Genomic DNA, 25,714 nt, shown 5'->3' on the forward strand with positions numbered 1-25,714 from the left:
TCTGTATTGGTTAACGCTCGACCTGATTTCCCCTTTCATCGAGCAAGCGCAAAGCCAATTACAGCAAGAGCAAGCAGAGGAACTCGCAAAAAATTAGCCATCGAAAAAGCGGAAAAAGAAAAATCGTTGACGGATATCTACAATCAGCGTGAACGCTTCTGGCAGCAAGCACAAGAGCAAGCGAATCGAACTTGCGCCAGTGGTTACGATACGGCATCACGCTATCTGCATCAGCTGTTTGAGGCTTATCAGTTCAAAGCTGATAAAGCGGCGTTTGAACAACGCTTTAAGCGCTTTGTTGTGGCGAATAATAGCCGTAAAGCACTGTTAAATCGCTTGAGTGATTTGCTTTAAACGATGGGGCTATAGGCCGACCAAATGACGTGAGCAAAAAACTGATTGAGGGTTGATTGAAAGGTTGTAAGCCTACCAAAAGGTCTACAGATTATTACCTATAAAGTAACGTTGTGTAGACCTAGTGCTTCTAGACAATGCGCTTTTACCATCTCTGAGGTAAATACTGTGTGAAATACAAAGGCATCACGATATTGGTTTGTTCTAACGCTGAAGAGCCTTGTGTACCCGTTAACTTAAAGGTTTTACTTGGAGTACATTTTTCAACGTAGGATGCCAACGATTTTGCTCTTGTACGTTTACCACTTTTGACTTCAACAGGGACGATATCGCCTTCATCGGTTGCCAAAATAAATTCGATTTCGGCGCGGGCGTCATTCCACGAATAGCTTGGGTCAACACCAATAGCAGTGAGCTCTTGTTGCACAAAGTTTTCAGCCACATAGCCTTTGTATTCATAGTTTTGTTGCTTAATATCTTTATAACTGCTGCCTAGCATATGATTGAGCAGGCCCACATCAAACAGAAACAGTTTAACCATATTTTCTTTTTTATAGGCCGCCAGCGGAGATTTCGGCAATCCTTCAACAGGGTAGTTTGGCAAAGCTAAGCGGCAGCAGTTAAGCCAATGGATCGCGGTTTCAAAGTCGCTATAACGAGATTTCCGCTCATGCACATGCTTAAATTTAAAGCGTTTAACGGACTCATCGCTCACAAGTGATAGCTGCGCTGGAATGCTATTAAACACAGATTCAATCAGTGTGGCATCGACCTTGCCTGCGTACTTACCAAAATCGCGGCGATAACCTTCAACTAAATCGGCATGAATTTTTGTGACTTTTTCAACACGCTCTAGAATGCTTGAATCCTTAAACTGATACCAAGCAGAAACGGTTTCCGGCATACCACCGGTAAAAAAGTAGTCTGTTAGTTTATCCATCAATTTAGTGTGCACCGCCGGTGTGCTTGCTTGACTATCAAATGCTTTGATCAGTGCTTGCTCGTTGGATGCGTAAATAAATTCTTGGAAGGTCAGTGGTCGTAAATTGTATTGTTCTACCTTGCCCACAGGGAAGGTGTTGAGCAAACCAATGTTCGAACCGCTGGCTGCGACAAAATAGGACGGTGCTTTTTCGGCAAAATACTTAAGCGAGGTAACAGCACGTTCACATTCGCCAATTTCATCTAATATCAGCAAGTCGGTTTCTGGGTTGAACACTTGGTTGGTTAACAACTCAATGTTCATTACTAGCTCGTCAGGTGACAGTGAGCCATCAAACGCCTCTTTGTAGGCAGGATTTTCAAGGAAGTCGATACGAAGGATGTTGGCAAAGGTGTTCCCAAACAACTCTTGCAGCAGATAGGTTTTACCTGTTTGTCTTGCGCCATCGATTAATAATGGCTTGCGCACAGGTTGTTTTTTCCATGCAATTAAGGCGTTGAGTAAGTTACGCTGCATAGTCATTTCCCGCCAATAAAGATTGTTAACGGCCTATACTATAACTCGAATTGCACTTTTATGCGCATAAAAGTGTGGAATTTTACATTTTTCTGCGCATAAAAGTGCAATTTGGTGGCCTTTGGCATTCAGGGATTCACATCATCGCCTTGGCCAATGCGCAAACTAAGCCTAAAAGTAGGATATAAATCCAATTATATTGAGCAAAATGGGAATATAGTCCCTTGGGTTGGTGATATGGCTAAGCGTGATTTGCACAAGCAACAGCTGCAATTAGTGACTGAGCTGGCAACACTTACAGGCCGAGCGGTCAGTAATGTGTCGAGAACACTGAAAACATTGGGCAAGTACAACTTAGTTGAAATGGAAAAATCACCAAATGGATTAGCGGTAAAGCTGCAATATCAATCCATGTTACTGTTAATTCAGCCATTGGAGTAAAAGGGACAGTATGCAACAAGTCGGAATTTATGAGCAGCTCATAACGCAGCTTATCGAGAGTCGAATTGACCGAGAGCGATTCTATGTCGGCGAACGTGAGCTCAATAGCAGTGAAGCATCTACGTGGTTATCTCGTTTCCTCTCACACATTCTTGAGTATGCCATAGAGTCTGTACCCGCCAGCGATGATCGCCTACAACAGCAGATTGCTTTATCCAACCAATTGTTACTCTGGCTAAAAACACAAATTCAAGAGAACGATTTTATTGAAGATAACTTACTTGCTAGTCAATGCAAAATTCTGACCGCGCTATACGAATTAGAAAATCCTGTCGCAGCTGATTTAAAAAACTATATTAACGACATTTTTCCTCTCACTGGCTTAAGCCAAAGTGAGTTGTTTTGTGGCAGCAATGCGGGATTGTCACTTGAATCTGAATTGAAGCGCGAGATTTTATCCGCGGATAAAATTTACTGGTTAGTGTCATTTATTAAGTGGGCAGGGATACGAATTTTTCGCAAAGAGTTAGAAGAGTTTACTGGTAGCGGCCGCGAGCTAAAAATTATTACTACCTCATATATGGGTGCGACTGACGCGAAAGCGGTTGAGTATTTGGCGAGTTTACCCAATACCGAAGTGAAGCTGAGTTACAACACAGAGCGGGAACGTTTACATGCAAAGAGCTATCTATTTTTACGCAACACGGGTTATCACACTGGTTATATCGGCTCTTCCAATCTTTCCCATTCAGCGTTAACCAATGGCTTAGAGTGGAATTTAAAAATTACTTCGCAAGAAATCCCACACATTATCAATAAATCATTGAGCACCTTTGAAACCTATTGGGCTTCTCATGATTTTGAACACTTTAGTGGCGATGCAACAAGCAGTGAAAAACTCAAAAAAGCCTTGAACCAGCAGCGCGGAGATGTTGAGGCCAGTCCAACGCACTTCTTTGATATATTGCCGTTTCCTCACCAAAGTGACATTTTGGAACAACTGGCCGTTGAGCGCAGTGTTCACCAGCGCTTTCGCAATTTAGTCGTAGCGGCAACCGGCACCGGAAAAACCCTGATCTCAGCCTTTGATTTTTCGCGTTTTGTAAAAGACAAGCCGCAAGCTAAGTTCCTGTTTGTCGCTCACCGAGAAGAAATCTTAAAGCAAGCCAGAGCGGCGTACCGTGGGGTGTTGCGTAACGGTGCTTTTGGTGAGCTTTGGGTGGGCGGGCATACCCCAGAGCACTATCGCCAGTTGTTTGTTTCTATCCAAACCATGAACAATCAGCTGGATCAGCTTAATCTAACCGCTGACTATTATGACTACATTGTGATTGATGAGGTGCATCATATTGCTGCGACTAGCTATCGCGCACTGCTGGGCCATTTTTCCCCCAATATATTGCTCGGCTTGACTGCAACACCAGAGCGTCATGATGGCGGTGATATTTTAGCGGACTTTGGTGGTGTGATTGCCGCAGAGATCCGTTTGCCGGAAGCGATTAATCGTCGTCACCTTTGCCCATTTCAGTATTTTGGAATTGATGATGATACCGACCTTCGAACCATTCCTTGGAGTCGTGGTCGCTATGACATCGCTCAGTTAACCAATCTTTATACCCACAACCAAGTCCGCTTTGACAAGATTTTGCTGAGTATGCAGGAGATCATCACTGATATAGGCAAAATGAAAGCATTGGCCTTTTGTGTGAGCAAAGAACATGCGACTTACATGACACAGCAACTCTTATTAAAAGGCATTAAAGCGGATGTGTTGACCAGTGATAACAGCCACGAGCGGCAACAAAAGCAGCAAGCCATACGTTCTGGCAGCATTAACGTGCTTTGTGTTGTCGATATTTTCAACGAAGGTGTCGATATTCCTGAAGTGGATACCTTGCTGTTTTTACGACCGACAGAAAGCCTCACCATTTTCTTGCAACAGCTTGGCCGAGGTTTGCGTTTAGCGGATGGTAAAGAGTGCTGCACAGTACTCGATTTTGTTGGTAATTCCCGTCCAGAGTATGACTTTGCCAATAAATTTAGAGCCTTAGTCGGTAAAAGTCATCGCGCGATCAGCGAAGAAATAAAACAAGGGTTCCCTCACGCTCCACTGGGTTGTCGTATTGAGCTGAGTAAGCGCACGCAAGAAATGGTACTGAGCAATATTCGTCAAGCCTCATTAACGTTGAAGCGCCTAGTCGCGATGATCCGCCAATATCCTCAGCATTCCACACTACCGTTAACATTGTCGAATTTCTTAACCTTAAATCCTCACATCGACTTGAATGAGCTTTATAAGCGAGGGAGTTGGTCGCAGCTGGTTCAGCAAGCTAAGGATGAAATCAACGAAAATTCAGCTGATGAAGATCTGCTGAAAATGCTTAGAAAGGCCATTCATAACCGAATTTTGACCTGTGATGATCATGCCTATTTGAGCTTCTTAAAACTGCTTTGCCAAAATAACTTTATTGTTGAAAATTCTAGTCAACGTTATGCCTTGATGTGTCATTACGATTTTTGGCAGAAAACGGGGCCTGAATGTGGATTCGATTCCATTGATCAAAGCTTAGCGAAACTGAATGCTTGCGAGTTAAAAGCAGAGTTACTGGATGTTGTTAATTGGCAACTTGCTCAAACCAAGCATGAACAAACAATAATGCAAGCTTTGCCAGAGGTTTCATTAATGTTGCATGCACGTTATGCGCGTGAGCAAATATTGGTGGCATTTGGTGCGACCACGTTTGAGCGCCAGCCGCCAGCACGCGAAGGTGTGTTTGTGCTGAAAGATCAAAATATTGAACTGATGTTTGTCACCTTGGACAAAAATGAAAAGCAGTTTTCACCCACTACTATGTATCACGATTACGCGATTAATGAGCATCTCTTTCATTGGCAGTCGCAAAATAGTGCAAGGCCAGACAAGGGGCGCGGTTTAGAATACATCCAGCATCAAAAAATGGGTAAGCGTCTATTTTTATTTGTGCGTGAGCAAAGTAAAGATGAATACGGCCGCACTATGGGTTTCGTGAATTATGGTGAAGTGGAATACGTATCGCATACAGGCTCACAACCAATGAGCATTACTTGGCAGTTAAAAGAGCCTATGCCGCATTTTATGTGGCAACAGGCGGCTAAACTTGCAATGGGCTAAGTTGAGCCGTAATACGGGTGATGAAAAACAAGTAAGAAAAAAGGGTCGAGACCCTTTTTAAATAGCTTTGCAGCAATAATTGTTCTGACGTGACAGCCAAGAAACTATTCGATGTTTTGGATCTGCTCGCGCATTTGTTCAATCAGAACCTTAAGCTCGACGCCGGAGGCAGTGATGTCGGTGCTGATTGACTTTGATGCTAGTGTGTTTGATTCACGGTTGAATTCTTGCATCATAAAGTCGAGTTTACGGCCACATGCGCCACCTTTTTTCATCACATTACGCGCTTCTTTGACGTGAGAATCTAAGCGGTCTAGCTCTTCAGCTACATCTGATTTTTGCGCAAGTAGAATAAGCTCTTGCTCAACGCGCGTGGCATCAAGTTCAATTTTCGCTTCTTCAAACTTGGTAAATAGGCGCTCACGTTGCCATTGTAGAATTTCTGGCATGCGCGCGCGTACTTTTACCACTTCATCGCTGATTGCATCAAGGCGTTGTTCAATCAAGGCTTTCATGTTGTCGCCTTCACGGCCACGAGCATCAATAAATTCAGCCACCGCTTCATCAAAAGCCGCTAATAATTCTTTATTAATGGTGTCCATATCTTGTTCTGGCGTTTCCATTACACCCGGCCACTGCATGATTTGGAACGGGTTAATACGGCTTAATTCACCAGTTAGATGCATGACCTGATTGGCCGCTTTGATTACTTGGTTGGCTAGCGCTTCGTTGATATTCAACTCACTTTTAGCGGCAGGGTTGGCTTCATAACGTAAGTGACATTCCACTTTACCGCGCGCTAAACGTTTACGAAAACGCTCGCGTAGCACAGGCTCAAGACCACGAAATTGTTCCGGTAGGCGGAAGTAGGTTTCAAGATAACGTTGGTTTACCGAGCGAATTTCCCATACCGCAGTGCCCCAGTCACCTTTAACTTCTTTGCGCGCGTACGCGGTCATACTGTAAATCATTGATTTGTCCTTTGCTGACGAAGATGAAATATCAAACGGTAGATATGTTAGCACTAGCTGCTCTTAGGTACTAGGTTCACGACAGACGCTAATCTAGCACCATGGCGCGTAATCCTATATAATCTTGCCCCAATCGATTCCGTCTCACCCGATAAAAGGTAGATGCACTATGCGTCCAAACGACCGCGCTGCAGATCAAGTTCGCCCAATTAAAATTACTCGCAACTATACCGCTTATGCTGAAGGTTCAGTATTGGTTGAGTTCGGCAATACCAAAGTGTTGTGTAATGCCACTGTTGAAGAAGGGGTTCCTCGCTGGCTAAAAGGTCAGGGTAAAGGTTGGGTTACGGCTGAATACGGCATGTTGCCACGTGCAACACATTCACGTACTCGTCGTGAAGCCGCGAATGGTAAGCAAGGTGGACGTACTATGGAAATCCAACGTCTTATTGCTCGTAGCCTACGTGCTGTGGTTGATTTGGAAGCCATGCCTGAAGTGATGATCACCGTAGACTGTGACGTTATCCAAGCCGATGGCGGTACGCGTACCGCTTCAATCACTGGCGCAAGTGTAGCAATGGCTGACGCTTTTGCTCATTTGGTAGCAAAAGGTAAATTGAAGAAGAACCCAATGAAAGGTCATGTTGCTGCTGTATCGGTTGGTATCTTGGGTGAAAACATCTTATGTGATTTGGAGTACGTGGAAGATTCAGCCGCCGATACTGACATGAATGTGGTGATGACAGAAAACGGCAAGATGATCGAAATTCAAGGTACCGCAGAAGGCGAACCCTTTAGCCACGAAGAGCTGATGGACTTACTCGCCGTTGCCAAGAAAGGCATTGCCGATATTGTTGAGGCGCAGAAAGCGGCTCTGGCAGAATAGTTTATAGCTCCCAATTTGGGGGCTATTTTTTTATTTTCGTCATATATAACACTACACCTACGTTAGCTGCAATTTTTCCCCCTAATCACATAGGTCCCCTATGCTCATAGGGCTGAAAAACCTTGCTGCCTTGTTGTAGCGCTATCTATTTAGAAAATTCATCATTATTAGCTTCCTGATGTGGCGGAAGTTAGGAACTGGAAAGTAAATTAATTTAGAGGAAGAACATGAAAGCGTACCAGCGTGAATTTATTGAATTTGCACTAGAGAAAGAAGTGTTGAAGTTTGGCGAGTTTACTTTGAAGTCAGGTCGTAAAAGCCCTTATTTCTTTAACGCTGGCTTGTTTAATACTGGGCGTGATTTGGCGCGTTTAGGGCGTTTTTACGCCGCCGCGTTGGTTGACTCTGCTATTGAGTTTGATGTGCTATTTGGCCCTGCGTACAAAGGGATCCCAATTGCGACCACTACCGCAGTGGCGTTAGCTGATCATCATGATGTTGATACGCCATATTGTTTTAACCGTAAAGAAGCGAAAGATCACGGTGAAGGCGGTAACTTAGTGGGTAGCGCATTAGAAGGGCGTATTATGCTGGTGGATGATGTGATCACTGCTGGTACTGCTATTCGTGAGTCAATGGAAATCATTCAAGCTAACGGTGCCGATCTTGCTGGTGTCTTGGTGGCTATTGACCGCCAAGAAAAAGGCAAAGGTGAGCTTTCTGCCATTCAAGAAGTAGAGCGTGATTTTGGTTGCGCGATTATATCGATTGTAAGCTTGACTGATCTTGTGACTTACCTTGAAGAGAAAGGTACGGATGCCGCGCACCTTGACGCAGTAAAAGCGTATCGTGCGCAGTACGGAATTTAAGTATTAAATTATTCGCTAATCGCAGAGCAACTTATTGAAAAATGAAAGCCCCGAGTTTGTCGCTCGGGGCTTATTTGTTGTTAGTTTACTTATTCTATCGCTTCATAATGTCAGTTATCGTAAACTTTTGAGCCATCCCGTTGTGTTTTCAATAGCCATAAATTCCACATGTATTGTTCAGGGCGTGGTGTGACTAAATCTTCGATCGCTTTATTCATCGCACGTGCATCTTGTTCTTCGTCACCAGTAGGGAAGTTTTCTAAGGCAGGGAGAATATGCACCTCATACTTACGGGTTTTGTCATTGTACGCGGGTAAAATAGGCACCACTTTCGCTTTTGATAAGCGTGCCATTTTACCAAAGCCTTTTAAGGTCGCCTTTTCGGTGGCAAAGAAAGGGACGAATACAGAGTTGGCTGCGCCAAAATCTTCATCGGGTAGCCAGTAGCCCAGATAACCATCTTTAATTGAACGTACAAACGGCTTGACTCCAGCATCACGCGCAAAAATACGACCACCATATTGCATGCGTTGGACGTGCATTAACCAGTCACCAATAGGGTTGCGCTGTGGCTTCATGATGGTTGTTACTTTGTAACCTTTTGCCGCGAGCATTACGGCAGGGTAATCAACCGCCCAAGCGTGAGGCGCGAGAATAATCACGTTCTCGCCAGCATCTAACAATGGCAATAAGTTTTCTTCACCAATCATGATGCCGCGTTTTTGGTTGTGTTTGGTTGAGCGTACTAAAAACTCCGAATAACCGAGCATGTATTGTGCTGCTTTGACAAACGTTTCTTCCAAAATAGCTTGGCGTTCTTGCGCGGATTTTTCTGGAAAACATTTCTCCAGATTGACTCGAGCTCGGCGTACCACACGGCCATTTTTACGTACTGCAAATGTTGATAATTTTCGTGCTAAATCATCTCGCCATGCTGGGGGCATGAAAGCGAACAGGGCGGCAAAGACAATCCCAAGCCAAGTCCCCCAATGCTTTGGGTGTAAAAAAGACCATTGGAATGTGGGGTTGTGTAGATATTTATCAGTGCTGTTTTCGTTGTTGCTCATTGAAAGCAAAACCTTTTCTAGTTACAAATAGCGAGAGTTAGTTAACGTTTCATCTGGTAAAGATTTGAAACGCTTATGGAGCCACATCCACTGTTCTGGCGCACGTAGAATAATCTCTTCCACGTATTTATTCATGTAGGCCGCAGCAGCGGTCATATCATCTTTAGGGTAGTCTGCATCAATCGATTTGTCGGCGATGATTTCATATTTTCCTTGAGCATTCCTAAAACCAGAGCCAGGAACAATGGCACATTTGCTGGTGTAAGCAAGAATACTGGTCCCTGTTGTGGTGCAGGCTTCTTCTACCGCAAAGAAAGGCACAAATACCGATTTGTTGTGGCCATAATCTTGGTCAGGTAAGTAGAAAAGACGCTCGCCTTGTTTTAGAACGCGGATCATCTGTTTTAGATCGGTACGATAAATAAGCTTATTGCCATTGCGTGTGCGCCCACGATATTGAATGAATTCATAAGCGGGATTGCTATGAGGACGATACGCACCGTAGCCTGGTAAACCAATCACGCCAAAGGCACGAGCTGTGATTTCTAGGTTAAGCGCATGTACGCAGCACAGCAATACACCTTTGTTTTCAGCCTGTTTACGTTTTAATTCCTCGACATCTTTGATGTCTAAAATTCGTGCAAAACGCCATGTCGGCCAAAACCAAGTGATGCCAGTTTCAATCAGTGCCATGCCAGTATTTTTGAAATTTTCACTAACGATATGATTGATTTCATCGGTGTTTTTCTGTGGAAAAGCGAGTTCCAAATTACGCTGTGCGATGAATACCCGTTTTTTACCAAAACGCATGCCCAACGCACCAAGTTTACGCCCTATTTTGAGTAAAACAGAATAAGGTAGCACGTTCACTAGCAGCGCAAGCAGGCCAAAACTAAACCACACAACCCAGTACTTGGGATGTAATAAGGAGAAGCTAAATTCAGGTTTACCGTACTTTTCTTTACTCATAACTTTCTTTCGTTGTTAAACCGCTACTGAATTTGAGCACTAAGCAGTGCCCAGTATTCTTCAAAGTTAGCGGTAGGTTGATATTTAAAATCAGATCGAACAAAGCGATTCAAACTCCCCTCAACTTGACCAAGCAGCTGAGCGGCCAAGATGGTTTCATCAACGGGAAATGACTTTCCTTCACGCAGTTTACGTTCACGCAGTATCTGACGTAGTGAGGTTTCAATGCGTTCAAATAACTGGTTAATGCGCTCGCGCAGCCGCTCGTTTTCAAACATTAAAGCATGGCCAGATAAAATGCGTGTTAGGCCGGGGTTGCGTTCTGAAAAGGCTAAGATCAGTTGCAGTACTAAGCGAATGCGGTTGAGGGTATCTTTTTCTTCATCCAAAATGCGATTAATACGCGACATTAATGACTCTTCAATAAACTCAATCAAGCCCTCAAACATACGAGCTTTGCTTGGGAAGTGGCGATATAAAGCGGCTTCTGACACCCCCACTTGTTTAGCCAGTTTTGCCGTGGTGATACGAGATGCACCTTCGCTTGATTCGAGCATTTCAGCAAGAGCTTGCAGAATCTCTTCACGACGATTGTTTTTTTTATTGACGGCCATGACCCGATTTCCTTTTAGTTACCACGTGCTTTTTTCAGCGAAGTTATTGTTCGTTAAGCTAGTTAGTTTAACGGACAGCCTTCGGACTGCGTAGCGTAAAAATGAAAATGATTGAACTTGATGATGATTTTAGCACCCAACGTTCTTAAACCGCGACAGTAAGCACGCAAAGAACGTTGGGATACATTTACATTTTGTCGTTGATTAATAGCATCAGAGCGCGCGCTAATTCCGCTTTTGAACTTAAAGGTAAAGCTTGTTCGCCACCTTGCCAGTAAACGGTCAACGCATTATCGTTACTGTTGAAGCCTTGTCCTGCAACAGAAACATCGTTGGCACAGATCATATCTAATTTCTTGTTAATCAGCTTATTGCGTGCGTATTTTTCGACATCTTGTGTTTCTGCGGCAAAGCCAATAGTAAATGGTCTATGTTCTGTCATTGCTGCAACGCTGGCGACGATATCTGGGTTTTTAACCATCGTCAGCGTCATTTGTTCGCTGTCGTCGGTTTTCTTGATCTTTTGATCGGCAACTATCTGCGGTCTGTAGTCTGCCACTGCCGCGCAGCTGATAAACACGTCATGAGATTGAGCATGTTGCATTACCGTTTGATACATGTCGCTCGCGCTTTCTACATCAATACGTTGTACCTGCTGTGGTGTCGCTAAATTGACTGGGCCACTAATTAAGGTCACATCAGCACCAAGTTTGGCAGCCGCTTGGGCAATGGCGTAACCCATTTTTCCTGAACTGTGGTTGGTGATATAGCGTACCGGGTCTATCGCCTCTCGGGTTGGACCTGCGGTAATTAATATGGATTTACCTTGTAAAGGTGAAGTCTGTAGAGAATCGGCTTGGAAAAAAGCTTCGCAATGGTTAACCAACTGCATGGGTTCTAGCATACGACCTGGGCCAATATCACCACACGCTTGTTCACCCGCTGCGGGTCCCCAAATTGTCATACCACGACGTGCAAGTGTTGCAATGTTCTCTTGCGTAGCAATATTGCGATACATCTGCTGATTCATTGCTGGAGATACCGCAACAGGGGCATCGGTTGCAAGGATCAAAGTGGTGAGCAAATCATTGCCCATTCCCGCCGCCATGCGTGCAATTAAATCAGCCGTTGCGGGTGCGAGCAGCACTAAATCTGCCCATTTGGCGAGCTCAATATGGCCCATCGACGCTTCTGCTGCTGGGTCAAGCAAGCTATCGGAAACCGGGCGGCCCGACACAGCCTGCATAGTGAGAGGGGTAATGAATTCTTTGGCGGCGTGAGTCATCACTACTTGAACCTGAGCGCCGCGTTCAATCAGACGGCGTGTTAGCTCTGCGCATTTATAGGCAGCGATACCGCCACTAATGCCGAGCAGAATCTTCTTTCCAGCGAGTGTTTGCATGGTCTATCTCCAATATTTCTGCTGGCATATTACCACAACTGACTGACACTGTTAGGTTGTAGAACAAGCATCAAAAATGACGAAAATCAAAATTCAACGTATTGCTATAGTTAAAGTCGCCCAAGAACGTGGTGAGTAAATGGTGTTTGAGTCGGTATAAGTAAAAGAGGCGCATGCTAGTGGGGAATTTTAAGCTTTAATAGTTTTATCAATTTCAGCAAACACAATGGTGAATCGCAAATCAAAGAACACCAATTGCGGTTTTCATTTTTTATTGGCTTGAATGGGCCTTGTTTGTTAAACGGAAACTGAACAATGAGCCTTAAACTATTGCCATTGGAATCTATGCCACGTGAAAAATTGCTGGTTCGAGGCCCACAAGCATTGTCCGATGCGGAATTATTAGCCATTTTCTTACGCACTGGTACGCAAGGAATGAATGTTTTAGAGCTTGCAGATTTTTTATTGCGAGAGTTTGGATCACTACGAGCGCTTTTTTCTGCTAATCAGGATCAGTTTTGTCGTCATAAAGGGTTAGGGGAAGCAAAGTTCGTTCAATTACAGGCCGTTTTGGAAATGACCAAGCGTTATTTAGCGGAAACCTTAAAAAGAGGAGACGCATTAATCAGCCCAGAACAAACCAAATTGTATTTGTCGAGCGTATTGCGAGATCGCCAGCGTGAAGCCTTCTATATATTATTTTTAGATAATCAGCATCGCGTGATTAGTGATGAAGTGCTATTTGAGGGCACAATTGATGCGGCCAACGTTTACCCGCGCGAAGTCGTAAAAAGAGCGCTGCAGCATAATGCAGCGGCATTAATTTTAGCGCACAATCATCCGTCAGGCGTTGCTGAGCCTAGCCAAGCCGATCGCAGAATAACGCGCCGCTTAACCGATGCTCTGGCCGTTGTAGACATCCGTGTCCTCGATCATTTTGTGGTTGGGGATGGAGAGGTGGTTTCTTTTGCAGAAAGAGGGTGGATTTGAATCACATTTTATGTTGTGAGTTAAGATTATTCTGGTATGATTCGCCCACTAAATTATCAACCTAAATCAGCTCTGCTTAAAAAAAGATCACCAAATCCGTAAAAAGGATCTGTTCGGGTCTTGAGCAATGCATGTCAAGTTAGTATAATACGCGACCTTTGATAGCCTTGTATGGATTTTCCATAACGGTTTTTAACCTCAAACTTCTTAATTCATCGAGAAAGAGGTTCGGCCACCAAGGTTGATATCGAGCTGAAACGATTTGGAGAAGACATTCATGTCCCGAGTATGCCAAGTAACTGGTAAGCGTCCAGTAACGGGTAACAACCGTTCACACGCACGAAATGCTACTAAGCGTCGTTTTCTGCCGAACCTACAAACTCATCGTTTCTGGGTAGAGAGCGAAAAACGTTTTGTTAAACTACGTCTAACTGCTAAAGGCATGCGTATTATTGATAAGAAAGGCATCGATGCTGTTCTTGTTGATATCCGTGCACGTGGCGAAAACGTTTAAGAGGAATTGAACAATGGCTAAAGGCATTCGTGAGAAAATTCGACTAATATCTTCTGCAGGTACTGGTCACTTCTACACAACTGACAAGAACAAACGTAACATGCCAGGCAAATTTGAGATCAAGAAATTTGATCCAGTAGTTCGCCAGCACGTTCTTTACAAAGAAGGCAAAATCAAGTAATTGATTTTCCTCTTTGGAAGTATTGAAAGACCCAGCTTAGGCTGGGTTTTTTATTGCCTGTTATTTAGGATATACCCTTCCTACCTGCAACTTTAAGTGGTTTGGGTATAACTTTGGACGTGATATTGACCACAAACCTCGCCCGCTAGGGAGGGGATAAGAATTTCCGCAGTGGTGAGAGTGTGCTAAGTTATCGATAGAACAACCTTCGCTCGTGGGATTGAGAAGAGAAACTCTTAGGGATAGCCGTCATGCATATTAATCGCCGTCGTTGGAATAACATTCTTATATTGGCCATTGTCGCCTTTATTGCCATTCTTAACTTACCAACCGTGATCAAAACCTATCTTATTGACCCGCCTGTTAACCCATATCCTCATCTATTGAACCCAACAGCACAGTTACAGGCTCTGCATTTTACTGATTGGTCACTCGAACTGAATCAAAGCCGTTGGCGTTCAAGCCAACCGGTATCGGTGGCACCTGAAATATTGGCTCAACGCTGGCAAGATTTAGTGGGAACGGAAGTCGATGATGCGACTTATGATTCACTATCTCCTATATTGCGTAATCCACAAACGGTCGAAGTTTGGTATACCGATCAGGAAGAGCCACAAAGGATCACCTATTATCAAACACCGCAATTTTGGCTATTAAAAAATTGGCAAGACAAATGGATAGCCGTTTCTGCGGATAGGAATTTTCTTTTTCCACAATAAACTTTCGATACCCAAACAACTTGAAGTTGTAGGTAGGTGGCAAGTGAGTTCATTCCCATGAGCATAGATAAACGATGTGATTGGGTGAGCAAACCTAGCCAACACCGCTGCCGCTTCAAGTAGGAAGGAGATATTTTTTATCGTCCGTTGAATCAACACACAGCCGAGAAGTACTATGCCTGAATTACCAGAAGTTGAAGTCAGTAAAATGGGAATTACCCCTCATTTGGTTGGGCAAACTATCCAATTAATGACTTTTCGCACCCCTAAATTGCGTTGGGATATTCCGCAAGAATTGAAACAGTTAGAAGGGCAAGTGATTCGCACCATCTCGCGCCGAGCGAAATATTTATTAATAGAAACGGATATTGGCAGTGCCATTGTTCATTTGGGCATGTCGGGTTCATTGCGTGTACTCGATTGCGATTTTGCTGCGGGTAAGCATGATCACGTTGATCTCAAACTGACCAATGGTAAAGTTTTGCGTTACAACGATCCGCGTCGATTCGGTGCATGGTTATGGTGTGAAAAAGGGCAAAGTCACTCGGTGCTCAGTAATATTGGGCCTGAACCATTAACCGAAGAATTCAGTGCCGATTATATGCTTCATAAAGCGAAGAGTAAGCGTATTGCCGTTAAACAATTTATTATGGAAAACAAAGTGGTGGTTGGGGTCGGTAATATTTATGCGAGTGAATCACTGTTTAATGCGCGAATCCACCCAACAAGACCTGCCAATTCAATCTCAGAGGGTGAGTGGGTTCGTCTCGTGAGCGAGATAAAATCAGTACTGGCGAGCGCGATACAACAAGGTGGTACCACCTTAAAAGACTTTGCTCAAGCGGATGGTAAACCGGGCTATTTTGCTCAAGAACTCAATGTGTACGGCAAAGCAAAGCAGCCTTGCCCTGTGTGTGGTGAAGCAATTGAAGAGCAAAAAATAGCTCAACGAAATACATTTTTTTGCTCTTCTTGCCAAAAGTAGGTTGGACCAATAAGTGTTAGATTTTTTTGCTATGTAGCGCTTTAGCGACGATCTCAGGGACAAATTGATCCACCTCGCCGCCATGGATAGCCACTTCACGCACAATAGTTGAAGATATAAACGCATACTCTTCAGATGGCGTTAGGAATACGCTTTCTAGCCCTGGCATTAGGCGGCGATACATATTGGTTAAACCAAATTCATACTCGAAATCGACCGTAGTACGCAAACCTCGGATCAGCACATTGGCTTTTTCATTGCGTGCGAAATCGACCATTAACCCTGAAAACCCCTTAGCAGTAACGCTGCCTAGGTGTTGAGTCACTTGGCTGGCAAACGTGACCCGTTCTTCTAAAGTAAACATGGTATTTTTGCTTGGGCTGGCGGCAACCGCGATGATCACCTCATCAAACATGCTGGCGGCACGCTCAATAAGATCTAAATGACCATTGGTGATGGGATCAAAAGTGCCTGGGTAAATAACGCGAGAGATTCTTTTTTGACTCACAACGGAAGACTCATAACAGTTAGCTCGCATTGATAGTAACAAAAAGACTCAAAATAACCTATTGAACTCGGTATGATGTAACCCGCAATAGACAGCGAGACAAAACGAGAGAAGAGACGATGAAGAAGTTGTTGGTGATCCGTAACGACAAAATTGGTGACTTTATGCTGGCATGGCCAAGTTTTGCAATGTTGAAAGCATCGCTGCCTGATTGTCATATTACCGCATTAGTGCCCAATTATACGGTAGCTTTGGCAAAGCTTTGCCCATGGATTGATGCAGTGATGGTCGACCCAACAGATAACGCGTCCTCTGCGCAGAAAAAGCAATGTATTCAAGCGATTAAACAGCAACGCTTTGATGCTTCTATCAACCTATTCTCGACCACTTACAATGCACTATTAGTTTGGAAGTCTCGTATTCCTTATCGTTTAGCGCCAGCGACTAAATTTGCTCAAATTTTTTACAACAAACGAATTAAGCAAAAACGTTCTCAATCGGCAAAACCGGAATATGAATATAACTTGGATTTGGTGCGCGCTTTTTTACATGATATTGGTAAAGAGGTTGTCGAGCCGAGCGCACCTTATTTGCAATTTGACCAAGCGATGCTTGCTGAACAAAAAAGCAAGCTGGCAGCGCAACTTCATCTCGATACCAGTAAACCGTGGGTGTTTGTACACGCCGGAAGCGGAGGTTCGGCGAATAATTTGTCGCTAGAGCAATACACGCAGTTAGTGATGGGGCTTGATGGCGAGAAAGAAATTATCCTCACGGCAGGGCCTGGTGAAGAGGCGAAAGCGGCGCAATTAAACGCATTAATTGCAGAAAAAGGTGGAAGAGCGGCACTGTATGATAAAAATGAAGGGCTTGTTGATTTCTCACGCTCGATTGCTTGCGCTGATATTTTTATAGCAGGCTCAACTGGGCCTTTACATATTGCGGCAGCGATTGATGTACCAACCGTTGGATTTTTCCCCGCCAAACGTTCAGCCACACCACTTCGTTGGCGGCCATTGAACTCACAAGGCCGCCACATTGCATTTTGTCCACCGCAAGCAGCGGACAAAGAAACTCAGGCTGATATGAGCCGCATTGATATTAATGCAGTGTTAGCTGAGCTTAATCCTTGGGTGGCTCAGTACTGGTTCTAACCCATAAATCGGCGTATTTAACAAAGGTTGAGTGCGCCGATAATAAAGAGAGCAAGAAGCCTTGCTTACCATCTAAAAAGCCTGCTTTTACAACATACATTTTCAAAAAACAGCCAATAGCATGCAAAAGACCTTGGCTAATACTGCTTTTTTTACCGCGTTTTTCTCGTTGTTCCGCCCAAGCTTTAGCATAACCAGCGGATTTTACCAAGTAGTGATGAATATCGTTGTAGGTATAGTGAATCGCGTCGCCAGAAAGCTTAGCGACTTTCATTCCATCAGCCACTTCGACTTTTTCGTGTACTAAGGCATCATTGTATTGAGTTAATTGAGTCGGATAGAGGCGTAATACCCGATCAGGATACCAGCCACAATGACGGATATAGCGGCCAAAAACCCAACTTAAACGGGCAAATTGATACAGTGTATTGGGTTTATTAGCAGCGACCGCTTGTTGAATACTATCTTTTAACTCCTTGGTCACGCGTTCATCTGCATCTAACCACAACACATAATCAGACTCGACATACGACTGCGCTAAGCGGCGCTGTGGGCCAAACCCGGGCCACTGCGAGTTGACAAAAAACTTGTCAGTATAACGGCGCGCGATCTCTTCGGTATTATCACTGCTACCTGAATCTAAGACGACGATTTCATCTACCCATTGATGAACAGTTTCCAAGCAAGCTTGCAGATGTTGCGCTTCATTTTTAACGATCAGCGCAACGGCTAAAGTAGGTTTGCTCACAATAATTCCTCTGAAATTGGGGCTAGCTGAAAATCAGTGACCATTTTATCGAACATTTGGATCACATTGTGCGGTTGAATGCGTTGCATCGCTTGTTTGTCTTTTACGCGGGTACGCCAACTTACTTGGTCTTTCGTTTTGCCCGTTTCTGCAAGCAGAGCTTCTTCATAGGCCGACACCACATAATCGCGGTATTGATAAGGCCCAGTACGCTGTGGATTATGGTGTGCATACAACCCCAATACAGGTGTATTCATCGCATTGGCCATGTGCGTTGGGCCTGTATCTGGGGCTATCACTAAATCGGCGAAGTCGAGTAGGGCCAACATCTCTTTAAGCTGGCTTTTGCCGACTAGATTAAATATCGGCTGAGTAAGTTTACTCGTTATTTTGGCCGCTAGATCAATTTCAATTTGCGCAGGGCTACCCGCTAAAATGACATGCCAACCGAGTTGTTGAGCATGAGTTATCACTTCTACATAACCTTCAGCGGTCCAATTTTTATAGGCCTTACTCGCGGCAGGAACCACAACTAAATTACGCTTTGAATCTGAAAGGTGCAGCTTAGCCCATTGATGATCAGAATCCGAGTAAGTTAGTGACCACTTAGGTTCTTGTTTTTTGACTCCAAGGCACTCTGCAAACGCGAGTAAGCCATCTAATACATGAGGTGCTTGAGGCGATGTCACTTTTACATTGGTAAATAGGTGTTGGAAATCTTGGCTGCGGGCTACATCAAAACCGAGTTTATATTTAGCCTTAATGCCAAGCGTGGCAATACTGGCGCGAAACGCATATTGCATATGCAATAGGGCATCGAATGATTGCCCTTTGAGTTCTGCCCACAGTTTTTTATACGCTTTCCACCCTTGTTTTTTGTCGAATACAATCACGTTCACATTCGGCAAGTCATTAATCAATTGTGCTTCTAGCTTTCCGGTGATCCATGTGATTTGGGTTTCAGGCCACTGATGTTGAATCGCCTGCACAGCGGCTACTGCATTGCAAACATCACCAATAGCTGACAGTCGTAATACACAAATAGAGCAAGGAGCGGAAGAAAAAAGAGCCATAAGTGACATCGGTATAGAGAAAGTTAGTAAGAATTATGCAGACAGCGCTGATAAATGTAAAATACCAAGAGAAATGGTTGGGTTAAGTTGATACCGTTATGGCAAAAGTGGAACAATGAAAACGCTGAAAAAAGAGAATCAAACGATTTGGTATGATGAGCATTTGTTGGCGGAAAATCCTCTGCATTGTTTCAGTCCTGAATTTTGGCAACAAGCCGGTAAAGTGATTGGGAGTGCCACTGGACGTGGCACAACATGGTTTGTACAAGCTGAAAAGGTAGAGGCTGCACTACGCCATTATAAGCGTGGTGGATTGTTCGGTAAGTTAGTTAATGACCACTACCTTTTTTCTGGTTGGCCGAAAACTCGCAGTTTTCAAGAATTCGAATTACTCAATACACTGAGAGAGGCTGGGGTGAATGTTCCACGGCCGATTGCAGCGCGAGCAGTGAAGCGTACTTTTTGCTATCAGGCCGATTTACTCAGCGAAAAAATCCCGAACGCCCGCGATCTGGTGTCTATTTTACAAGAACGCCCATTACCGACCGAAATGTATGAAAAAATAGGTCGAGAAATCCGAAAAATGCACGATGCACAAGTCAATCACACCGATCTCAATATTCATAACATCTTAATTGATGACCAAGAGAAGGTATGGATTATTGATTTTGATAAATGTTATCAACAGAGCGGGAATAGCTGGAAACAAGGAAATCTGGAACGATTGAAGCGATCGTTTGAGAAAGAAGTGGGTAAGCGAGGGATTCATTGGAGTACTGAAGCGTTTATTATTATTTCTAATTGTAAAACTGAAGAATAAAAATTACTCCATGATCAAAGTGTTGAACAAACTTGCAGGGCTAGGTATGCCTGAAACTCGTTATGCTGTTTAAAAGGTATGCACTCTGGGCTGATTTACCTTTCTTTAAATTAGGCAACACAGCCGTTAGAGGGTGATATTTAACTCAGAGAATGGAGCTTTTTAAGTATACGGCCAACTTTATTTTTATAGTAACGGTACAGACGTTTCTTATCACGTGGTATTGATGTTATTTGGTTAAGATACAGCCAATCTTTAAGATCATACTCAAGTGCAAGATTACCTCGTTTATAGAAGCGGTCAGTTACGTCCAATCCGATTTTTTCTGGGCTATCCATGAGTAAGTTATTGGCCATAAATTGTGGCCAAAAGTCTTCACCTAAGCCAGCATGATCGCCGGTTTTACTCTCGATATGATGCTCTTCACCGAGTAGCGCTGAGATCCAATTCAGACATAAAACTTGCTCTGTTGCTGGGTGGCGTGCTTTGTAGCCTGGTTTAAGCGTGAAGTGGAGTTCTGGTATCCAGCGATCAGACCAAATGGTCAGGAGATCTTGAGTCAGGCCAAAGTCAAACAGATCGCTTTTATGAAAATGAACCGGATGCCCATAGTGGCTCGAAATAAAAAACGTGCTGCTGGTGAGCACTCGCTGAGTCAAAAATTGATAATTCTGCGCTCTGGGGATATCGGCATATTGTTCATACAGCTCAACAAATTGGCGACCAGTAAGCAGGTTATCGGTACGTAGCTTAACCGCATAAGGCGTTTTTACCACTTTCAGCCCCATATGGGTACTGTACATTTGACGGTTATTATTAAGTTTGATCGGCTGACCGTCATAAAAAACGGAATTTGAGCCGGGATCATCCAATTCCAACACTTGGTCGTAATCGAGCCCATCCAGCGGCTGCCCTTTCCAAGTCGACAGAATGATGGTCGATTTAGGAAAAAAGCGCCGTATAGAGTTCAAACACTGCTCTGTGATGCCGGCTATTTGCTGACGACCGGCACTGGCTTGCACCGGTCCCTGCACAACAAAGGTGATCGCTTCATCATCAATCTTGATCATGGTTGTGGTTGCCTCAAAAAGTCCGTGTACTCATCAGGCACGCCACAAAAAATGACCTCATGGCGTGCGATCAAGTGGTAGTGAATATTCAACCCTTTTTGAATGAGCAAATTGTAGAGTGGCGCAATGTATAGTTCGCCTCGCTCCCATTCTTGGCTCGGTCTGGCAACGTATTCGCGATACGCTTCCAAGTAATCCTCTTTACGATTGAAGTGATAAAGCCCTGTACTACAGAGATCGGAGATCGGATTTTTCTCCGCGGTTTGGATCACTTTGGTGCTGCCAGCATGTTCTGGTTTGGCGAAAGACCAGTTGTCACCGCTGCCCTGAAACACTTCTAAGTAGCCATCACTGTTCTGGCTAATGTCAGGGAATACAAAATTCGGACGGAATGTGTCGATGTTAAACACTGTGATCGAGCCCTGATGGTCTACGCCCTGTTTTGCTAGTTCTTCTAAGCCTAAAGTCACCGTTTCGGCTTGGCCGCGAGTTTCTGTATGCAATTCAGCAATGTAAAACTGTTTAATGCCAAGCTGGGTGGCTTTTTCGCGCACAAACGCCGCGGTGTCGTAAACATTGCGCACAATGAACAGAAGCGGAGTGTTAGCAAAATAGGCAGCAAAGCTGTTGACTGAGTGTTCAAACAGGGTTTGACCGTGGGCTTCAAGCATATATTTGGGCTGGGTATAACCGGCTTTAAAGAAGCGAGAACTCATTCCCGCCATTGGGATCACAATCATTGATCAAGCCTCAATAACATTTGATGGAGACGGAACGCATTGGCAAACAAGGCATCTTGGCGACGGCGATCATCTGCATGCAAAGGCAACATGGAAAGGAATAGTTGAATTTGCATCGCGTAGAGATTTTTGGCTGTTAGTCCGAAAGTCTGTTCAATTAGTTCGATAAAACCTTGTTGTATCTCTTTATGATGACTCTGTTCGGCAATCTTTAATTCGATCGCTTTGTCGCCAATCTCAACATGGTAGTAACCGGCAATAATCCAATCATACAAACCAAGAATTGAATGACTCAGCTTGGCTAAATCGTAGCGGATATCACCATACAGTGTTTTCTGCCCGTCAGGCGTCATCCCTCTAGGGTCAATCGTCTTAATTTTGTTGGCTCGGAAGTCATACAAAATGTTGCTAAAGCAGAAATCACCGTGTAAGACCCCTAACAAGGGTTTGCCATCAGGCAGATGTTTTTGGCTATCACGCAGAATTTGCGCGAGCGAAACCTCTTGTCCTGCAAACTGCCATTTATCGTCTAAAGAGATGTGCCGCGATGCACAGAATTCGTTAAGGCGTAGAGCGGTTTTATCGGCAAACAGTATGTCGAGAGTATTGATGGGATCATCCGGCTTGGTAGGTTGCTCAAGGCACAGGCTTAAAAACTCCACCGCGCTGGCTAAGATTTTTTGCCAGATTTGACTCGGCAGCTTGGAAAAAACGAATAACTCATTCAGCGCAGTGAGGTAGAGATATTCTAAGCGATAGGAAATTTTCCCCTCGCTGTTTTGACTACCTAAATATTGTGGGATGAAACCACGCATTGTCATCGGCAGATTGTCAAACCAGTAAGCTTCAGCGGCTATTTTTTGGTTCTTTATGCTCGATTTTTCAATCCATTTGGCGGTTATAGTGAGCTCATTAAAGGCGCGCTGAGTTGTGAATTCAGCTTTGGAATGGTAGTAAGTATTCACATGACCAAAATCGAGCCAGCCAATCGAGTTGACGGCACTTAAGCCTACGTTTTTATGATAGCGGTTAAGACCAGCAATAAATTGCCACTCACTCTGTGTAATACTGCGAACCAGTTCACGTGGGCGGCTGAATTTAAAGTAGCCATCGATAATCCGCTGACTTTCGTGATTCATTGGAGTGTTGGTATCTTGTAGCCAATCAACTTCATCATTAGTCAATACGGCCCAGTTATAACTGTCTTTCGCGGTGGAAACGCTGACAATATCATCTCCAACAGGAAGTTGATTAAAAAGCGTATCACCGTAGAGGATGTGCAGTGGTGCATTAAGTGAGTGGCCACTAATATTGAGTGCAGCAACCAAAGAAGCGCCAAGGCTCAGTCCATCAGGCGTAGCGATAATCGTCACCTGATGCTGCTCAAGCCACTGACTGTCGATTTCTGAGATGGTAAACGACTCGGGCAAGGAGAGATAGATCTGCACCCCCTGCGGCGCTAAAGCGACTTGATGTTGGAAAAGAGGTCGATTGCCTAAAGGTAGAAAGCTAGGTGGAATACGCCCAAATTCAGATTCCAATTCTTGCCCGACATAGGCACCAGACATTATCAGGAACATGATTTTTCCTTCTCGAGGAGTTGGTGGATCTCTTCCAAACTCATTGAGGCAAATTCGGTAGGGCGTACGGCGCGATCATCAATATAAAAGCCGGTGTGCCCACACCAAGGTTTGCCCACTAAAATTTCATCATACGGAACTTGGTGTTTATCCAGCCACTCAATAATGATAGGAAGAGTGTGGATATTGATTTTGCCGACGTTACCTTCATAAGTGCGCATATTACGCGCCGTTGAAATCACAATCTCAAACCCTTTTTGCTTATAATTCCGCAGTTGTTCAATCACATCCATTCTCGGTAGGACGTTTTTATAATCGGAAGTATTGGCTTGAGTTAGTGTCCCATCAAGATCAACAATTAGTCGTTTCATTAAGAGTTTTCTCTTTATAAATCTAAATATTCAAGTGTTTTGGCAAGAGCGCCACGGTTTTGTTCTACGATTTGATAACCTTGCTTGCCTCGATGAATACGCTGTTTGTTATCAGTGAACCATTCACAAAGGCTTTGTGCAATTTGCTCTGCATCTTGTGTGATCACACAAGCATCGGCTTGATTGAGGGCTTGAGTGATTTCACTGAAGTTGTAATAGCTTGGGCCAGTCAACATGGGTAAACCAAGCGCAGCTGGCTCGAGTAAATTATGCCCACCGACTTTGTCACCCAGTAAGCTTCCACCCATAAAACAAATGTCAGCAGATCCCATGAGTACTAGCATTTCTCCCATTGTATCACTCAGATAGACCTGTACTTCTGGATCAAGTTCAGTCTCTGTTTCAGTTCGTCGCACACTAATAAATTGTGTTTTACACAACTCAAAAACAGCATTAAATCGCTCAGGGTGGCGCGGGACAAGAATAAGCAATGCGTTAGATTGTTTTTTCAGCACTTTTGCATGGGCTGCTAACACTTGCTCATCTTCACCTTGGTGAGTGCTTGCGGCAATCCAAATTGGTCGTTCTTTACCTAGTTGATGCCTTAACTGCTGGCCTTTTTCTATGGTTTGTTGATCGATATTGATATCGAACTTCATCGAACCGGTGACTGTTACTTTGTCCGCAGGTAATCCGAGTCGCATGAAGCGCTGTGCATCATCTGGATATTGGCAAAGTACACGCGTTAAGTTAGATGCTAGTAAATTAAAAATCGGCTGACATTTAGCATACTGTCGACATGAGCGCTCAGATAAGCGAGCATTAATAACAGTAATAGGAATACCTGCTTTTGAAACCGTATGTAATGTGTTTGGCCACAATTCCGTTTCCATGATCAGCATTTGACTCGGTTTTATACGTTTGATGAAAGCGCGCACGGCAAAAGAAAAGTCAAATGGCATATAACGATGTTCGGCGATGCCTCGTAATTTAGCCGCTTGTTCTGCACCTGTTGGGGTTGTGGTGGTAATCACAATCGGTTGATCGGGATATTGTGATTTGAGTTTTTTTATCAGTGGAGAAACGGCAAGCGTTTCTCCAACCGATACTGCGTGGATCCAAATAGGGGATTGATTAGTTTTAAGCGGTGGTGTGAAGCCAAAATGCTCCTTCCAGCGAGCACCAACGCACGGCTTGCCCGGCCGCTTTTTGTACAAGCCCCACATTAAAAAAGGAGAAGCTACACAGAGAAGTAAGGTATAGAGAGTACGAATCACCACTCTACTGTTCCTTTTTCTTTACCAAATCATCTGGATTAATGTGAGTCCATTTCGAACGAGGGCGATCTATATATTGAAAATGTTCATTGGTAAAACTACCTTGAATACAAACGTATTTTCTATCTTTTGTGCAAAGGTCTTCTCTGCCTTTTAGTAATTCATCAAATACGCCAGGCCCGGTTGAATAATAAACGCCCATTTTGGGGTCATAGTTCTCAATGTTATGTAGTACTTTTTCAATTGCTTGGCTGAGGTCGTTATTATTAGGTGCTGAGGCGATAAAGTAGTTGGTAAAACGGGTATTATTATCAATTTTTATGTAAACCGCTTCTTGTTCATCGCCAATCAGTTTATCGAGAGACCATACCAAAGTTGCGTCAATGTCCATATAGACGCCCCCTTCGTTATTGAGTACGACTAAACGCCATAAATCGGCTTGAGCAGCGCCGTTGGTTAGCCGCATGTAAGCGTCATAGATTTCAGTTGATGCGTGGGTTCGTAAATACTCACCACGGGCTTCAGTACTTACATAACGATAGTCACAATTGAGCGACATTAATCGATTAAATAAGTAGTTAATATAAACGGGTAGGGAGGCTTGATCGGTAAAGTTGGTTTGCCAAATTGTACGTGGAATAGCGCTGCGATTGGAGCGTGCCCATTTTGCTGATGAATAAGCCGGAATGGTAAAACGCAATTTTGGAAACACCCAATGAAATGGGTAAGCGAGCATTTTAAAAATATTCCCGGTCAAGCGGATTAGTCGGTTGGCGATTAATACGGTTACTTGGCTCATAT

Annotated in this window: 27 protein-coding genes; 12 read left to right on the forward strand and 15 right to left on the reverse strand. The window is 44.0% G+C overall.

What is annotated here, in order from left to right; all coding sequences use genetic code 11:
* Nucleotides 1-6 precede the first annotated feature (6 nt).
* On the forward strand, nucleotides 7-354 hold the full coding sequence (locus tag MCT08_RS02045) for a hypothetical protein (protein WP_274677774.1): 348 nt from the start codon (nucleotides 7-9) through the stop codon (nucleotides 352-354).
* Between the two features lie 145 nt (nucleotides 355-499).
* Here MCT08_RS02045 and MCT08_RS02050 read toward each other — a convergent pair whose 3' ends face one another.
* Nucleotides 500-1,813: an ATP-binding protein gene (locus tag MCT08_RS02050; RefSeq protein ID WP_274677775.1), complete on the reverse strand. Its 1,314-nt coding sequence runs from the start codon at nucleotides 1,811-1,813 to the stop codon at nucleotides 500-502.
* Nucleotides 1,814-1,969: 156 nt separating this feature from the next.
* Between MCT08_RS02050 and MCT08_RS02055 the strand changes: the two genes are divergently transcribed.
* Nucleotides 1,970-2,254 (forward strand): HVO_A0114 family putative DNA-binding protein, encoded by a 285-nt coding sequence (locus MCT08_RS02055; protein WP_274674890.1) that lies wholly within the window; start codon nucleotides 1,970-1,972, stop codon nucleotides 2,252-2,254.
* A 10-nt stretch (nucleotides 2,255-2,264) separates the two neighbouring features.
* Nucleotides 2,265-5,405 carry a DEAD/DEAH box helicase gene (locus MCT08_RS02060; RefSeq protein WP_274677776.1) on the forward strand — a complete coding sequence of 1,047 codons (3,141 nt, stop codon included), beginning with the start codon at nucleotides 2,265-2,267 and terminating at the stop codon, nucleotides 5,403-5,405.
* 104 nt (nucleotides 5,406-5,509) lie between these two features.
* Here the strand turns inward: MCT08_RS02060 and MCT08_RS02065 are convergent, their stop codons facing one another.
* The gene (locus MCT08_RS02065) at nucleotides 5,510-6,376 is read right to left on the reverse strand and encodes a YicC/YloC family endoribonuclease (protein ID WP_053309719.1); all 867 of its coding nucleotides are present in this window, start codon (nucleotides 6,374-6,376) and stop codon (nucleotides 5,510-5,512) included.
* A gap of 169 nt (nucleotides 6,377-6,545) precedes the next feature.
* Here MCT08_RS02065 and rph point away from each other — a divergent pair, with 169 nt between their 5' ends.
* Nucleotides 6,546-7,262, forward strand: coding sequence for a ribonuclease PH (rph, locus tag MCT08_RS02070; protein ID WP_053309718.1), 717 nt, complete (start codon nucleotides 6,546-6,548; stop codon nucleotides 7,260-7,262).
* Nucleotides 7,263-7,489: 227 nt separating this feature from the next.
* Entirely contained in the window at nucleotides 7,490-8,131 is a 642-nt protein-coding gene (gene pyrE / locus MCT08_RS02075) for an orotate phosphoribosyltransferase (RefSeq protein WP_176246614.1), read from the forward strand.
* A 110-nt stretch (nucleotides 8,132-8,241) separates the two neighbouring features.
* Here pyrE and lpxM read toward each other — a convergent pair whose 3' ends face one another.
* The 4 genes from lpxM to coaBC all read right to left on the reverse strand — a co-directional run bounded on the left by lpxM (nucleotide 8,242) and on the right by coaBC (nucleotide 12,183).
* The gene (gene lpxM, locus MCT08_RS02080; protein WP_274677777.1) at nucleotides 8,242-9,198 is read right to left on the reverse strand and encodes a lauroyl-Kdo(2)-lipid IV(A) myristoyltransferase; all 957 of its coding nucleotides are present in this window, start codon (nucleotides 9,196-9,198) and stop codon (nucleotides 8,242-8,244) included.
* A 21-nt stretch (nucleotides 9,199-9,219) separates the two neighbouring features.
* A complete protein-coding gene (locus tag MCT08_RS02085) occupies nucleotides 9,220-10,167 on the reverse strand; it encodes a Kdo(2)-lipid IV(A) acyltransferase (protein WP_168524729.1) in 948 nt (315 codons plus the stop codon).
* A gap of 23 nt (nucleotides 10,168-10,190) precedes the next feature.
* Nucleotides 10,191-10,781, reverse strand: coding sequence for a nucleoid occlusion factor SlmA (gene slmA / locus MCT08_RS02090; RefSeq protein ID WP_053309714.1), 591 nt, complete (start codon nucleotides 10,779-10,781; stop codon nucleotides 10,191-10,193).
* Between the two features lie 187 nt (nucleotides 10,782-10,968).
* The gene (coaBC, locus tag MCT08_RS02095; RefSeq protein WP_176246615.1) at nucleotides 10,969-12,183 is read right to left on the reverse strand and encodes a bifunctional phosphopantothenoylcysteine decarboxylase/phosphopantothenate--cysteine ligase CoaBC; all 1,215 of its coding nucleotides are present in this window, start codon (nucleotides 12,181-12,183) and stop codon (nucleotides 10,969-10,971) included.
* A gap of 315 nt (nucleotides 12,184-12,498) precedes the next feature.
* On the opposite strand from coaBC, the gene radC reads away from it, so the two are divergent.
* The 5 genes from radC (at nucleotide 12,499) to mutM (ending at nucleotide 15,572) form a co-directional block, all read left to right on the forward strand.
* The gene (radC, locus tag MCT08_RS02100; protein ID WP_274677778.1) at nucleotides 12,499-13,173 is read left to right on the forward strand and encodes a RadC family protein; all 675 of its coding nucleotides are present in this window, start codon (nucleotides 12,499-12,501) and stop codon (nucleotides 13,171-13,173) included.
* 277 nt (nucleotides 13,174-13,450) lie between these two features.
* Nucleotides 13,451-13,687 carry a 50S ribosomal protein L28 gene (rpmB, locus tag MCT08_RS02105; protein WP_004728407.1) on the forward strand — a complete coding sequence of 79 codons (237 nt, stop codon included), beginning with the start codon at nucleotides 13,451-13,453 and terminating at the stop codon, nucleotides 13,685-13,687.
* Between the two features lie 13 nt (nucleotides 13,688-13,700).
* Nucleotides 13,701-13,868 (forward strand): 50S ribosomal protein L33, encoded by a 168-nt coding sequence (gene rpmG, locus MCT08_RS02110; protein WP_010318992.1) that lies wholly within the window; start codon nucleotides 13,701-13,703, stop codon nucleotides 13,866-13,868.
* Between the two features lie 251 nt (nucleotides 13,869-14,119).
* Entirely contained in the window at nucleotides 14,120-14,587 is a 468-nt protein-coding gene (locus MCT08_RS02115; RefSeq protein WP_168787088.1) for a hypothetical protein, read from the forward strand.
* 175 nt (nucleotides 14,588-14,762) lie between these two features.
* Nucleotides 14,763-15,572, forward strand: coding sequence for a bifunctional DNA-formamidopyrimidine glycosylase/DNA-(apurinic or apyrimidinic site) lyase (gene mutM / locus MCT08_RS02120; protein ID WP_171980911.1), 810 nt, complete (start codon nucleotides 14,763-14,765; stop codon nucleotides 15,570-15,572).
* A 16-nt stretch (nucleotides 15,573-15,588) separates the two neighbouring features.
* On the opposite strand, the gene coaD is transcribed toward mutM, so the two are convergent.
* Nucleotides 15,589-16,080 (reverse strand): pantetheine-phosphate adenylyltransferase, encoded by a 492-nt coding sequence (coaD, locus tag MCT08_RS02125; RefSeq protein WP_170899570.1) that lies wholly within the window; start codon nucleotides 16,078-16,080, stop codon nucleotides 15,589-15,591.
* Between the two features lie 119 nt (nucleotides 16,081-16,199).
* Here coaD and MCT08_RS02130 point away from each other — a divergent pair, with 119 nt between their 5' ends.
* Nucleotides 16,200-17,234: a glycosyltransferase family 9 protein gene (locus MCT08_RS02130; RefSeq protein ID WP_168787085.1), complete on the forward strand. Its 1,035-nt coding sequence runs from the start codon at nucleotides 16,200-16,202 to the stop codon at nucleotides 17,232-17,234.
* Here MCT08_RS02130 and MCT08_RS02135 read toward each other — a convergent pair.
* Nucleotides 17,203-17,988: a glycosyltransferase family 2 protein gene (locus MCT08_RS02135; RefSeq protein ID WP_053309707.1), complete on the reverse strand. Its 786-nt coding sequence runs from the start codon at nucleotides 17,986-17,988 to the stop codon at nucleotides 17,203-17,205. The genes MCT08_RS02130 and MCT08_RS02135 overlap by 32 nt on opposite strands.
* Entirely contained in the window at nucleotides 17,979-19,055 is a 1,077-nt protein-coding gene (locus MCT08_RS02140) for a glycosyltransferase family 9 protein (protein ID WP_274677779.1), read from the reverse strand. Before MCT08_RS02140 ends, MCT08_RS02135 begins: the two co-directional genes overlap by 10 nt.
* 115 nt (nucleotides 19,056-19,170) lie before the next feature.
* Between MCT08_RS02140 and MCT08_RS02145 the strand changes: the two genes are divergently transcribed.
* Nucleotides 19,171-19,875 (forward strand): 3-deoxy-D-manno-octulosonic acid kinase, encoded by a 705-nt coding sequence (locus MCT08_RS02145; protein WP_274677780.1) that lies wholly within the window; start codon nucleotides 19,171-19,173, stop codon nucleotides 19,873-19,875.
* Nucleotides 19,876-20,015: 140 nt separating this feature from the next.
* On the opposite strand, the gene MCT08_RS02150 is transcribed toward MCT08_RS02145, so the two are convergent.
* From MCT08_RS02150 to MCT08_RS02175, 6 genes are read right to left on the reverse strand one after another with little or no spacing between them, the layout of a single operon-like run.
* Entirely contained in the window at nucleotides 20,016-20,945 is a 930-nt protein-coding gene (locus tag MCT08_RS02150) for a WavE lipopolysaccharide synthesis family protein (RefSeq protein ID WP_274677781.1), read from the reverse strand.
* Nucleotides 20,942-21,685 carry a glycosyltransferase family 2 protein gene (locus tag MCT08_RS02155; RefSeq protein WP_274677782.1) on the reverse strand — a complete coding sequence of 248 codons (744 nt, stop codon included), beginning with the start codon at nucleotides 21,683-21,685 and terminating at the stop codon, nucleotides 20,942-20,944. The genes MCT08_RS02150 and MCT08_RS02155 overlap by 4 nt, the downstream gene beginning before the upstream one ends.
* On the reverse strand, nucleotides 21,682-23,265 hold the full coding sequence (locus tag MCT08_RS02160; RefSeq protein WP_274677783.1) for a capsular biosynthesis protein: 1,584 nt from the start codon (nucleotides 23,263-23,265) through the stop codon (nucleotides 21,682-21,684). Before MCT08_RS02160 ends, MCT08_RS02155 begins: the two co-directional genes overlap by 4 nt.
* On the reverse strand, nucleotides 23,256-23,636 hold the full coding sequence (locus MCT08_RS02165) for an HAD-IIIC family phosphatase (RefSeq protein WP_274677784.1): 381 nt from the start codon (nucleotides 23,634-23,636) through the stop codon (nucleotides 23,256-23,258). Before MCT08_RS02165 ends, MCT08_RS02160 begins: the two co-directional genes overlap by 10 nt.
* 14 nt (nucleotides 23,637-23,650) lie before the next feature.
* Nucleotides 23,651-24,916: a lipid IV(A) 3-deoxy-D-manno-octulosonic acid transferase gene (gene waaA, locus MCT08_RS02170; protein WP_274677785.1), complete on the reverse strand. Its 1,266-nt coding sequence runs from the start codon at nucleotides 24,914-24,916 to the stop codon at nucleotides 23,651-23,653.
* Between the two features lies 1 nt (nucleotide 24,917).
* Nucleotides 24,918-25,712, reverse strand: a complete 795-nt coding sequence (locus MCT08_RS02175; RefSeq protein WP_274677786.1) for a glycosyltransferase family 32 protein — start codon at nucleotides 25,710-25,712, stop codon at nucleotides 24,918-24,920.
* Between the last annotated feature and the right edge of the window lie 2 nt (nucleotides 25,713-25,714).

This window comes from Vibrio aestuarianus, from assembly GCF_028858425.1.
Taxonomy (GTDB): domain Bacteria; phylum Pseudomonadota; class Gammaproteobacteria; order Enterobacterales; family Vibrionaceae; genus Vibrio; species Vibrio aestuarianus.